This window comes from Roseovarius sp. MBR-78 (genome assembly GCF_040547535.1).
In the GTDB taxonomy this organism is placed as follows: domain Bacteria; phylum Pseudomonadota; class Alphaproteobacteria; order Rhodobacterales; family Rhodobacteraceae; genus Roseovarius.
This window is the reverse complement of the sequence record NZ_JBEPPX010000007.1, coordinates 145690-157710: the sequence shown is the minus strand read 5'-3', so window position 1 is coordinate 157710 and position 12021 is coordinate 145690. Positions and strand designations below refer to the sequence as shown.

Genomic DNA, 12021 nt, shown 5'->3' with positions numbered 1-12021 from the left:
GCGAGTTGAATGGTGAAAAAAGTGATTGATGTTGGTTTGATTGGGGCGGGCTATATCGCGGGCTGGCATGCGGATGCGCTGCGTCTGGTGCCGGGGGTGCGGCTGGCGGCGGTGTGTGATCTGTCGTTGTCGGCGGCCGAAGGGCTGGCAGGTGCGCATGGCGCGCGGGCGTTTGCGTCGCTGGATGACCTGATCGCGAGCGGAACGGTCGAGGCGGTGCATATCCTCACGCCGCCCGACAGCCACGCGGCGCTTGCCAAGCGGTGCCTTGCCGCCGGGCTGCATGTGCTGGTGGAAAAGCCGGTCGCGCTCTCGGGCGAGGAGACGGCAGAGATCGTCGCCGTTGCGCGCGCGGCGGGCCGGGTTTTTGGCGCCGGGCATAATTTCCTTGGCCTGCCCGCCTATCGCCGGCTCAAGGCGCAGGTCGCGGCGGGGGCGTTGGGGCGCATTTCCAGCGCCGAGATCACATGGGCCTTGCCGCTGGCGCCGTTGCGCTCTGGCCCCTATGGCCTGTGGATGCTGCGCGAGCCGGGCAACCTGCTGCGCGAGTTGGGGCCGCATCTTTTTGCCTTCGCGCAGGATCTGTTCGGCCCGGTGGCGGTGACGGGGCTGCACCTCTCCAAGCCCGTGCAACTGCCCGGCGCGGGCGCGCGCCCGCAAAGCTGGCGGATCACGGCGCAGGCGGGCGATGTCGATCTGGCGCTCAACCTGCAACTGGTCGAGAGCGTGGATGACCGGTCCTTGACCTTACGCGGCTCATCCGGCCTTGCGCGGCTCGATTATGCCGCCGATGTGCTGACCGTGACGCATGAAAACACCGCCGATCTGGTGCTCAACCCGCTGCTGCGCGAGATGGGCGGGGCCTGGGGGCATCTGCGCGAGGGGGTGGGTAATGCCGCGCGGCAGGTGGCCTCGCTCAACCGCCGCTCGCCCTATGCGCTGGGTTTTGCGGGTATGTTCGAGGAATTCTACGGCGCGATCCGCGAGGGCCGCGCGCTCGATCCGCGCTTTGACGGGGCGGCCGCCGAGGGCGTGATGCGCGCGATTGACGCGACGATTGCCCTGATGCCGGATCAGGGCCGCGAGACATGGGCACCGCCCAAGCCCCGACGCAAGCCGAAGCCCACGGCGCTGGTGATCGGCGGCACCGGTTATCTTGGTCGTGACCTGACGCGCGCCCTGGTGGCGCGGGGCCATGACGTGCGGGTGCTGTCGCGGGGCCGCCATGGCCCGTTCGACGATCTGCCCGAGCGCGTCGAGACCTGCGCCGTCTCCTTGCGCGATGAGGACGGCCTCGCCCGCGCGATGGAGGGGGTGGGCGTGGTCTATAACCTCGCCCGCGCGCTTGGCACCTCTTGGCAGGACTGTCTTGAAAACGATGTGGCCGTGTCGGACCGGATCGCGCGGGCGGCGCTGGCGGCAGGCGTCGGACGGTTTGTCTATACCGGCACGATTGCGTCTTATGACATGTCGAACCCCGCGGGCGTGATCACCGAATCCACGCCCTTCGCCGCCGATATGAGCGATCGCAACCTCTATGCCCGCTCCAAGGCGGAATGCGAGCGGCGGCTGTGGGCGATGCAGCGCGAGCATGGCCTGCCGCTCACCATCGCGCGGCCCGGTATCGTGGTGGGCCTTGGCGGCCCGCTGCAACATTGGGGGATCGGGCGCTGGCATGGCGCGGGCGCGGTGCGGCTCTGGGGGGCGGGCGACAACCCGCTGCCCTTCGTGCTGATCGGGGATGTGTCGGAGGCGCTGATCCGCATGGGCGAGGCGCGCGCGGCGCTGGGGCAATCGTTCAACCTCGTGGGCGATGTGCAGCCCACGGCGCGGGCCTATTTCAACGCCATCCATGCGCGGCTTGGCGCGCGTATCCGGGTGAGTTCGGGCAATCTCACGGTGCTTTGGGCGGCGGATGCGGTGAAATCGGCGCTCAAGACCCACGCGCTGCGCCGCCCCGGCGTGATCCGCGCCTCGCTGCGCGACTGGCGCTCGCGGGCGCATTACGCGCGGTTTGACACCGCCAAGCCCAAGGCGCTTCTGGGCTGGGCACCGGTGGCGGATCGCGAGACCTTTTTGCAACGGGCGGTGGACGAGGCGGGGCTTCTGGGGTTTTGATGCGGCATATAATCCCTGCTTTCCTGTCGTATTGTTGCCGGAATTGGCGGGCATATCCCGTGCGAGTGACAGGAGTAACCGTAATGGCACCGCCAAGGGCAAAAACAGGGGGCGCGCGATGACGCTTTCGCGCCACGAGGCCTATATGCGCCGCCGCGCCGCCCGGCAGGGGGCGGGCGATGATATGGCCGAGCGCGATATGCGCGAGGCTGTCGCGGGCGAAGAGGCGGCCCCCCTGGATGATGAGGGGCCGCTTGACACGGCACCAGATGCGTTGATCCTCGCTGAGCCTGAGCCTGAGCCTGAGCCTGAGCCTGAGCCTGAGCCTGAGCCTGAGCCTGAGCCTGAGCCTGAGCCTGAGCCTGAGCCTGAGCCTGAGCCGGTCCGCGAAACCGAACCGGTGCCCGCGCCCGAACCTGTGCGCGATCCCGCGCCCGCACTCGACCCCGGGTTCCTGACCGAAGCACCGCCCGCATCCTTGCCCGCCACGGTGGCCTCTGGCCGCGCCGTGTCAGACTCGCAGGCGGCCTGGGCGGCCCTGCGCGAGGTGACGCTCGAACGCAAGCACCTGGTGCGTAACCGGCTCATCTCCGCCACGCGCGAAGACCCGGCGCATGTCGCCTTTGACGTGCTGCGCACCAAGCTGCTGGCCGCCTTGCGCAAGCAGGGCTGGCACCGTGTCGCGATCACCTCGGCCACGCCCGATTGCGGCAAGTCCTTTGTCGCCGCCAATCTCGCCATCAGCCTGTCGCGCAAGCCGGGGCTGCGCACGGTCTTGATGGATATGGACCTGCGCCGCCCCTCGCTGGCAAAGCTCTTTGGCGTGGCGAGGCCGGGGCCGGTCGCGCCGCTCCTCTTGGGCGAGAGCGATGCCGGGGCGCATCTGCTGCGGCCCGCGCCGAATGATCTCAATATCGGCCAGACGCTGGCACTGTGCCTCAACGACCGCGCCGAAAGCTATGCCGCCGAGTTGCTGCAATCGCCCGCCACCGGCGAGGCGCTGGCCGCGATGCAGGCGCGGCTCGCGCCCGATGTGGTGCTCTACGACATGCCGCCCGCGCTCTATCATGACGATGTGCTGGCGTTCCGCCCGCATTTCGACGGGGTGCTGATCGTGGTGGCGGGGGGGATGTCCACGGCGCAGGAGGTCCGCGACCTACGCGACAGGCTTGGCACCGATACGCCGCTTCTGGGGGTGGTGATGAACCGCGCCGAGGGCGAGGATATCACCCGCTACGACTATTGAGGCCGCGCCGCTCTATCCCTGATGCTCGGCCCCGATCCCCTGAAACATGGCGCGCAGATCGATCGTGCTTTCCTTGCCGATCCGCTCGAAGCTGGCATCGAGCCACGCCGCTGCCGTCTCGCGCCCGACATCGCGCAGCCGGGTGAGAAAGGCCCATTCCACGTTCATCTTGGACGACGCCCCCATCGGCTTCATCGCCGCCTCGTTCTCGATCAGGTGGACCTTTACGGGGCGGTAGTCCTCGGTCGAGAGCTTGCCCTGCCGGATCAGCCGATCGACGAAATCAATCGCGCGCAACTCCTTGAGCAGGCTGGCGTTGAAGCTGATCTCGTTCATCCGGTTCTGGATGTCCTGCGCGGTGCGCGGGGTGCCCTTGCGCTCGACCGGGTTGATCTGGATGACGATGATATCGTCGGTGCCGGTCTTGCCATAGAGCGGAAACAGCGCCGGGTTGCCCATATAGCCGCCATCCCAATAGGGCACGCCGTCGATTTCGACCGCCTGGTGGATATGGGGCAGGCAGGCCGAGGCCATCACCATGTCGGCGGTCAGGGCGTCGCGCGGAAAGACCTGCACGCGCCCGGTCTCGACATTGGTGGCCGAGATGAAAAGCTCGAAGGCGTGGCATTTGCGCACCATCTCGAAATCCACGCTTTCCTCGACCAGATCGCGCAGCGGATTGAGGTTGAGCGGGTTGAGCTGGTAGGGCGAGGCGACGCCGGTGAGCGCGTTCATGAAATGGTAGAACGGGTTGTTCTCCAGCCCCCAATTGCCGGTGATGCGGTCCACGGGGGTGCGTTGCAGCGGCGTGTTGCGCGCGCTCGCGCTCATCGAGCGCCAGAAATCGTCGAGCGCGGCGCGCGCGCCCTCGGGGCCTGCACGGGTATAGCCTGCGGCAAGCGCCACCGCGTTCATCGCCCCGGCGGATGTGCCCGAAATGCCCGCGATGCGCAGGCGGCCATCCTCGAGCAGGTAATCGAGCACCCCCCATGTGAACGCCCCGTGCGCGCCGCCGCCCTGGAGCGCGAGGTTGACGGGTTTTTGCTTGGGGGCCATGGAAATCGCTCCTTGCTGCGTTGCGGCATAACTCGTTTACCGCAAATCGCGCGGGGATTGTAGGGGGAATGGTCGCTGCCCCGGTAAAGCCCGCGTGTTCAGCGCGAAAACGCCACCGGCAGGGTGAAGCGGTGGCGCGGCCCCGGCAGGCGGTCGGGCTTGGCGGGCAGGCGCGCGCGGCGCACCGCCGTCACCGCCGCCGCATCGAGCCGGGCATCGCCCGAAGAGCGCGTGACCGCCACCGCCAGAAGCCGACCGTCGCCGCCCACGTCGAGCATCAGATGCGCGGTGCCCTGCGCGCGCGTGCCCGCCGGATAGCGTTTCTGCCGCTCGATTCGCGCCCGGATCGCGCCCCCCCACTGGCCCATGAGGCTGGTGCGGGTGGCAGCGTCGAGCCGTGCCGGGGCGTGAGCCTTGGCGCTGCCGCCCGCTTGCTGCTGACCGGTGCCGCGCGCGGTTTGCTTGGGTTGCGCGGGGGCGGGTCTGGAGGGTTTCGCGGCGGGTTGCGGGGTAGGGCGTGCAACGGGGCGCACGGGCCTTGGGGCCTCGGCGGTGCGGTGGTCGATCTCGGGCAGGGCGGCCATTCGCGGCGGTTTTGGCGCGTCGGGGCGGGGCGCGGGAAGGGTGGCGCGCTCTGGCGTGGCAGGGCGCGCGAACGCTTTGTCCGTCTGGGACGGTGCCGGTGTCGGGGCGCGGTGCGACAGGGCAGGCGCGGGCAGGGGGGCGGCGGGGAGCCGTGGCAGGCTGGGGGCCGCGTCTGCCTCGGGCCGTGTGGGAGCGGGCTCGCGGGCGGGGCTGTCTGAGGGCCGCAGCGCGGCGGGCAGGGCTTCGGGCCGGGGGAGGGCCTGCGGCGCGGGGGCGTCATCCAGAACATCGACCGGGCGCTCCCATGCCGCTACCAGCGCGGCCATCTGCGGGGCGGCGGCGGCGAGCGTCACGCTCTCGGCCCCGCCTTGCCCGCCCGCGCCGCCACCCTCGGGGGTGCCCGCCCAGATCCCGGCATGAACCGCCGCCGCCAATGCCACGAAGCCCGCGAATTCCAGCCCCCGGATCATTTCGCCCCCGTCACGATCTCGACCTCTGCCACCCCGCGCGCGGCCAGCTCCGGCAAGAGCCGCGCCAGCGCGCGCGCCTCCATCCCCGCATCGGCGCGGATCTGTAGGGGCGCGTCTGGCGTGGCGCGCGCGGCAAGTGCGTCCAGCACCGCCGCGCCGCGTGCCTCGTTGAAGGCCAGCCGCCCCTCGGCATCCATGTAAAGCGTGTCGGCGGGCACGGCGCGCGCGCCCGCGCCGCTTTGCGGCAGGATCACGTCAAAGGGGGCGGGGGGCGCGATCTGCGCGCTCATCAGGAAGAAGATGAGCAGCAGGAACACCACGTTTATCATCGGCACGATCGGCTCGATCGGTCGGCGGCGGCGGGGGGCGGAGAACTGCATCGGCCTACTCCACCACCATCAGACGCGTGAGGCCGGCGGCGGCGAGCGTGTCGCGCACCGCGATCAGCCGCGACAGCGGCACGCCCTCGGCGGGGCGCAGCACGATGATATCGCCGGGGGCGGACATCAGGGGGCCGAGGGCCTCGGGGAGGGCATCGAGGGCCACGGTCTGCCCGTTGAGGGTGAGGTTGTCGCGACCGATCACCACAAGGCGCGGCGGGCCGTCATAATCTGCCGCCCCCCCGCCCGTTGCCATGGGCAGCGAGAGGTCATGGCCGAAGCGCGCGGCCAGCATGAAGAACACCAGAAGCAGGAACACCACGTCGATCATCGGCGTGAGGCTGGGGCGGCGGGCGGCGCGGGGCGGGCCGAAGCTAAGCATCACGCGCCTCCCGAGGTGAATATGCGGGTGGCGGCGTCTTCCATGTCGGCCTGCACGCGGTCGGCCACGCTCTCGAACCACGTGAGCGCCGCCGAGGCCGGGATCGCCACCGCCATGCCTGCCGCCGTGGTCAGCAGCGCCTCCCATATCCCGCCCGCGAGCACCGATGGATCGGCGCTGTTGCCACTGGTCTGAAGCGCCTGAAAGGCCGCGATCATGCCCAGCACCGTGCCCAGAAGCCCGATCAGCGGCGCGATGGTGGCGATGAGTTCCAGCGCGCGCAAGCCGGTGCGCGCCTCGGACAGCAGCGCCTTGGCGACGCGGGTTGTCTCCTCGCGCGCCTGTGGCTCGGACCAGTGCGGGGCCTCGCGCGCCTCCATCGCCGCAAGCGCGAGGCGGGCGCGAAGCGAGCGGCGCGGGCGCAAGAGCGTCGCCGCCTCAACGCGTTGCCCGTGCTGCCAGAGCGTCACCGCGCGTTCGGTCACGGCGCCCGACCACGCGCCGCCAAGCAAGAGCCGCCACAGCTTCCACAGGATCAGCGCCAGCGTCAGCACCGACAGCGCCGCGATCACCCAGAGCGCCGGGCCGCCGCGGTCGAGAAATCCGGTGAGGGTGGTGCTATCCATGAAGGGCCTCCCGTGCCGCATCGGTTTCCCGCCAAAGCGCCACACCGCGCGCCACCGCGTCAAGCACGGCGCGGCCCACAGCCTCGCCCACAGCGGTGTGGAGCCCGGCATAGCGCGTCGCGCCTTCGGGCGCGGCGAGCGCGATGCAATCGGTGCCGGTGCCGGTGGCGGGGCCGGTGGGCAGCGCGATCCCGGCGGCAAGAATGGCGGCGGTGCGGGCCTGCGTGATGATGCTCAGCGCTTCGATCCGCGCGGCCTCGGTGAGGCCCTCAGACAGGTGCAGCGCGATGTTGATCGTGCCCCAGCCATGGGCCTCGGCGGGCAGGCGCGTGCCCACCGATTCGGCATTGGTGAGGCCCACCGTGGCCACGGCGCGGGCGCGGATGCCATCCACGCTGGCCGTGGCCTCGGTGACCTGCGCGATATTGCAGGAGGTGAGGAAACAGACCGCATCGGACGCGCCGCGCGCGGCAAGCTCGGCGTCGAGCCATGCCTCGACATCGAGATCCTCGGGCAGGTCGGCATTGCGCACCTCGCGCCACAGGATGCGCCGCGCGCGCACGAGGCCGGGGCGGTTCACGGCCCAGCTCAGCACCGGCATATCCGCGCCAAGATCGAGCGTGAGCCACGGGTGGTCATGGTGCAGCGCGATCATTCTATCACCTCCAGCGGCTGAAACACCGGGCCTTGGGGGGTGGTCGCATAATGCGCGGTGACGTGGAAAATGCGGGCGAGGTTGTCGGGGGTCAGCACCTCGGCGGGCACCCCGTCGGCGGCCACGCCGCCCTCGCCCAGAAGGATGAGGCGGGTGCAATGACGTGCTGCCAGCCCAAGATCGTGCAGCGAGGCGAGCACGGCGCGGCCCTGATGCGCGAGGCGGGCAAAGACCTGCATCGTGGCGATCTGATTGGCCGGATCGAGGCCTGCAATCGGCTCGTCGGCCATCAGGAGGGGCGTGTCCTGCGCCAGCGCGCGCGCAATCAGCGCCATCGCCTGCTCGCCCCCCGAGAGCCGCGTGGCGGTGCGGTGGCGCAGGGCGTCCAGCCCCATCGTGGCCAGCGCGCGGTCCACATGTGCGCGGTCCTGCGGCCCCATCCCCTGCCAGCCCGCCAGATGTGGCGTGCGCCCCAGCGCCACCAGGGTTTCCACCGTCAGCGGCCAGGCGATGTCGCGCGCCTGCGGCATCCAGGCGGCGGTGCGCCCCCGCGCCTCGGGCGACAGCGCGGCAAGGCTGCTTACGCCCTCATGCGGCAAAAGGCCAAGCGCCGCGCGCATCAGCGTGGTCTTGCCTGCGCCGTTGGGGCCGATCAGGCCGACGAACTCGCCCGGCCCCATATCGAGCGTGACGCCCGAGAGGATCGCGCGCCCCCGCAGCGTGACACCAAGATCGCGGAGCGACAGGAGGCTCATTGCTGCGCCCCCCGCGTCTTGTAGATGAGATGCAGGAAGAGCGGCGCGCCGACGATGGCGGTGAGCACGCCGAGTTTCAGGTCGCGCTCGGGCAGGATCAGGCGCACGGCAAGGTCTGCCGCCAACAGCATCGCCGCGCCACCCAAGGCCGAGGCCCAGAGCAGCCGCGAGGGCCGCGCGCCGACGAGGGGCCGCAAGAGGTGCGGCACGACAAGGCCGACAAAGCCGATGGCACCGGCCACCGCCACCGACGCCCCCACCATCGCCGCCGTGCCCAGCACCAGCGTGAGGCGCAGGCGGGCAAGGCGCAGGCCCATCGCCTCTGCCGCGTCCTCGCCCAGCGTCAGCGCGTCAAGCCCGCGCCTGAGACTGAGGAGCGCCAGCCCCCCCGCCAGCATCAGCGGCAAGGCGAGCCACACATGGGTCATCGAGCGGTCGGCGAGCGAGCCCATCATCCAGAACACGATTTCCGAGGCGGCATAGGGGTTGGGCGATAGGTTGAGCACCAGCGAGGTGAGCGCTGCGGCCAGCGCCGAAATCGCGATCCCGGCAAGGATGAGCGTGATCGAGCCGCCGCGCGGCCCGGCCAGCATCAGGATCAGCAGAACGCCGGTGCCCGCGCCCGCAAGGGCTGCGAGCGGCAGCGCAAGGGTCAGCGTGGCCGCCAGCCCGGTATGGATCGCCAGCACCGCGCCCAGCGCCGCGCTGCCCGAGACGCCGATCAGCCCCGGCTCGGCCAGCGGGTTGCGCAGATAGCCTTGCAGCGCCGCGCCCGAGAGGCCGAGGGCCGCGCCGATCATCACACCCAGGATCGCGCGCGGCAGGCGGATCTCGCGCATCACCAGCGGCGTGGGGCCGTCGCCGCCAAGGATCAGCGCCGCCAACCCGTCAAGCGGGCTGATCCCCGCCGGGCCAACGGCCAGTGAGGCGAGAAACAGCGCCGCGACCAGCGCCGAGAGGGCAAGCGCGAGCGGTCTCATTCCAGCCCCTCGCGCGCGCGCACCAGTGTCTCCACCGCGCCAAGCACATGCGGCGTGCCGCAGATCCAGTCGGGCGAGGTGATGCGCAGCCCGGCGGTGCCCGCGCTCAGCCGCTCGAGCGCGGGATGGGCCATGACCGCCTCGGAGCGCGAGGCACCGGGCAGCGGCTCGGCGCGGATGAGCAGCTCGGGCGCGGCCATCACCAGCCGTTCCAGCGCCAGCGTGCCGCCGCCGCGCAGGCCAAGATCGCGGGCGATGTTGTCAAAGCCTGCCGCGCGCAGGATATCGTCCGCGAGCGTGCCGCCGCCGAGGCTGTAGCCGTTGGGATGATAGAGCGCGGCGCTATGGCTTGGCCCTTGGCGGCGCAAGGCGGCAAGGCGCGCGTCAAAGCGGGCGATGAGCGCGCGGCCCGCCGCCTCGCGGCCCAGCACCCCGGCCATCTGCGCGATGCGCGCGCGGGTATCGTCGAGCGAGCGCGCGGTGTCGAACTGTTCCACCCGCAGGCCGATGCGGCGCAGCATCCCCACCGTGGCCGGATCGCTATAGGCCCCGGCCAGCACCAGATCGGGCCGCAAGAGATAGACCTCCTCGGCGCGGCCCTGATTGGCGGGAAAGGCGCGGGCCTCGCGGGCCATGGCCGAGCTATGCGGATCGGCGGCCAGGCGCGACACCGAAACAAGCTGCCCCGGCGCGGCTAGCATCATCGCAAGCTGATCGGTGCACAGGTTGATCGACACGACGCGCGCCGGGACCGGATCGGCATGGGCCCGCGTCATGGTGACGGCCCCCGCAAAAGCGAGGGCCAGAACAAAGGGTACGAGCCTAGAACGACGCACGAAGCCCCACAAAGGCCGACCGGCCAGCGGTGTTGAACCCGCCCGCCGTTTCGTAATCCTCGTCAAAGAGGTTCTCGACGCGGATATAGGCGGTTGTGCTGTCGGTCAGGGCATGGCTCAGCCCCATGCCGACGAGGGTATAATCACCCACCTTGTTGTTCGCAGGCGCAAAGGCGCTCGGGTCTACATCGGCAACGTGGCGGATATCAAAGCTGCCCGACAGGCGATCCGACAGGGTGGCGTCGAGCCCGATGACGGCGTCATGCTTGGGCGTGCGCGGCCTCTGCTGCCCATTGGCCTCTTCGGAGTCGGTGAATGTGTAGTTCGCGTAGAGGCTGAGGAACGCGTTGATTTGCGCCTCTGCTGACAGCTCGATCCCCCTCGACGTGGTTTCGCCGGGCACCTGTCCGAAACAGCCAGAGCCCGAGCCGCAGGCGATGGCGCCTGGATCGAAGTCGATCAGGTCATCAATGGTAATGTGAAACAGCGTGGCCTCGATCCGGCCATTTCCGAAGAGCCGCTCGACACCGATCTCGTAGCTTTCGCTGTCCTCAGGTTTCAGGTTCGGGTCGCCGAAGGCGCTGAACCGCTCGAAAAGCGACGGCGCGCGAAAGCCGGTCCCGGCAACCGCGCGCACCGCCCAGTCATCACCGGGACGCCAGACGGCGGCGGCGCGGCCCGTCAACTCGCCGCCGAATTCGCCGTCCTCGTCGTGGCGCAGCGCCAGCGAGATGTCGACTGTGTCGCTTGCGGGCAGGATCCATTCCACCGTCGTCGCGAGATTGTCGTTGGAGCCGCTGGTATCTGCCTTGAAGCTTTCCTCGGTATATTCGAGACCAAAACTGAGCGTGCCAGCCGATCCGATATCCGCGCTTCCGAGATAGGCGAATTCGTCGCGCTCGCCGTCAAAGCGCGGGGTGAAGGCCCCCGGTGAGGTATCGCGCCGCTCGATGTCGAAATAGCCATAGGACAGTTCGTGATTGATCGCTCCGGTTTGCAGTCGGGCAAATCCGCGCAGGCCGAGTTCCTCTGTCAGAATCTGCCCGGCGGTTCCGCCGAACGGATCGAAATCGGCTTCGTTGTCGCGGTAGATCATGGAGCCGCCGACCGTCAGGGCGTCGGTGGCGTCAACCTCGCCCGAGAGCGTGAGCATGTCCTGCTCGAACCCGTCATCCTCGGAATTGTTGGCGTTGGCCGAAAAGCCGTCGCTGTCGATACGGTTATAGCTCAGCGCCACCTCGCCGCGCGCGCCGCGATAGCCGAGGTTGAGCGCGCCGGTCGTGGTGGAGAACGCGCCCGCCTCGGCGCGCACCTCGCCCGACAGCCCATCGCGGCTGGGCTGCCATGTCGTGATGTCGATCACGCCGCCGATCGCCTCGGAGCCGTAGAGCGCCGATTGCGAACCCTTGAGCACCTCGATCCGCCCGAGGCCCGCCCCGGTGAGCCCGCCGAAATTGAACTGGTTCTGCGTGCCCGACGGGTCTGACATGTCGATACCGTTGATCCGCACCCCGACATAGCGCGCGGGCAGGCCGCGCAACTGGATCGAGGAAGACGCCCCGAGCGGGCCGTTGCTGGTCGAATTGACACCGGGCAGCCGGTCGAGCCGGTTGGTGAGCGCGGTGTCGGAGGTTTCCACGTCGCGCCCGTTGATGATCTCGACCGAGGCACCGGTGCGGGCGATCTCCTGTGGTGTGAGGCTGCCCGAAACGGTGATCGTGTCAAGCTCGAACGCTTCTTGGGCGACGGCGGGGGCCGTCGCGAGGGCGCAGATCGCGCAGGTGGCAAAATATCTCATGTCTTGTCCCCCAATGCCTGATTTGGCATCGTTTCAAGTCGTATCGGTCATTGGAAAGGACATGCCCCCTCCGCAGACGGTGAAAGTGCCACCACTACGGAAAGGTCCGTTATCCACGGCGCGCCCCGCGCCCG

Annotated in this window: 12 protein-coding genes; 2 read left to right on the top strand and 10 right to left on the bottom strand. The window is 69.6% G+C overall.

What is annotated here, in order from left to right; translation table 11 throughout:
* Nucleotides 1–9 precede the first annotated feature (9 nt).
* On the top strand, nt 10–2118 hold the full coding sequence (locus ABIE58_RS07910; RefSeq protein ID WP_354544166.1) for an NAD-dependent epimerase/dehydratase family protein: 2109 nt from the start codon (nt 10–12) through the stop codon (nt 2116–2118).
* 118 nt (nt 2119–2236) lie between these two features.
* The gene (locus ABIE58_RS07905; protein WP_354544165.1) at nt 2237–3364 is read left to right on the top strand and encodes a CpsD/CapB family tyrosine-protein kinase; all 1128 of its coding nucleotides are present in this window, start codon (nt 2237–2239) and stop codon (nt 3362–3364) included.
* Nucleotides 3365–3376: 12 nt separating this feature from the next.
* Here ABIE58_RS07905 and ABIE58_RS07900 read toward each other — a convergent pair whose 3' ends face one another.
* The 10 genes from ABIE58_RS07900 to ABIE58_RS07855 all read right to left on the bottom strand — a co-directional run bounded on the left by ABIE58_RS07900 (nt 3377) and on the right by ABIE58_RS07855 (nt 11887).
* A complete protein-coding gene (locus ABIE58_RS07900; protein ID WP_354544164.1) occupies nt 3377–4420 on the bottom strand; it encodes a patatin-like phospholipase family protein in 1044 nt (347 codons plus the stop codon).
* 98 nt (nt 4421–4518) lie between these two features.
* Nucleotides 4519–5475: a TonB family protein gene (locus ABIE58_RS07895; protein ID WP_354544163.1), complete on the bottom strand. Its 957-nt coding sequence runs from the start codon at nt 5473–5475 to the stop codon at nt 4519–4521.
* Nucleotides 5472–5855: an ExbD/TolR family protein gene (locus ABIE58_RS07890; protein ID WP_354544162.1), complete on the bottom strand. Its 384-nt coding sequence runs from the start codon at nt 5853–5855 to the stop codon at nt 5472–5474. Before ABIE58_RS07890 ends, ABIE58_RS07895 begins: the two co-directional genes overlap by 4 nt.
* Before the next feature lie 4 nt (nt 5856–5859).
* Complete coding sequence (locus ABIE58_RS07885; RefSeq protein WP_354544161.1) at nt 5860–6237, bottom strand: ExbD/TolR family protein; 378 nt, start codon at nt 6235–6237, stop codon at nt 5860–5862.
* Nucleotides 6237–6863: a MotA/TolQ/ExbB proton channel family protein gene (locus ABIE58_RS07880; protein ID WP_354544160.1), complete on the bottom strand. Its 627-nt coding sequence runs from the start codon at nt 6861–6863 to the stop codon at nt 6237–6239. The genes ABIE58_RS07885 and ABIE58_RS07880 overlap by 1 nt, the downstream gene beginning before the upstream one ends.
* Entirely contained in the window at nt 6856–7518 is a 663-nt protein-coding gene (locus tag ABIE58_RS07875; RefSeq protein WP_354544159.1) for an adenosylcobinamide amidohydrolase, read from the bottom strand. The genes ABIE58_RS07880 and ABIE58_RS07875 overlap by 8 nt, the downstream gene beginning before the upstream one ends.
* Nucleotides 7515–8273 (bottom strand): ABC transporter ATP-binding protein, encoded by a 759-nt coding sequence (locus ABIE58_RS07870; RefSeq protein ID WP_354544158.1) that lies wholly within the window; start codon nt 8271–8273, stop codon nt 7515–7517. Before ABIE58_RS07870 ends, ABIE58_RS07875 begins: the two co-directional genes overlap by 4 nt.
* Entirely contained in the window at nt 8270–9253 is a 984-nt protein-coding gene (locus ABIE58_RS07865) for a FecCD family ABC transporter permease (protein WP_354544157.1), read from the bottom strand. Before ABIE58_RS07865 ends, ABIE58_RS07870 begins: the two co-directional genes overlap by 4 nt.
* Nucleotides 9250–10029, bottom strand: a complete 780-nt coding sequence (locus tag ABIE58_RS07860; protein ID WP_354544156.1) for an ABC transporter substrate-binding protein — start codon at nt 10027–10029, stop codon at nt 9250–9252. The genes ABIE58_RS07865 and ABIE58_RS07860 overlap by 4 nt, the downstream gene beginning before the upstream one ends.
* Before the next feature lie 46 nt (nt 10030–10075).
* Nucleotides 10076–11887 carry a TonB-dependent receptor plug domain-containing protein gene (locus ABIE58_RS07855; protein WP_354544155.1) on the bottom strand — a complete coding sequence of 604 codons (1812 nt, stop codon included), beginning with the start codon at nt 11885–11887 and terminating at the stop codon, nt 10076–10078.
* Nucleotides 11888–12021 lie beyond the last annotated feature (134 nt).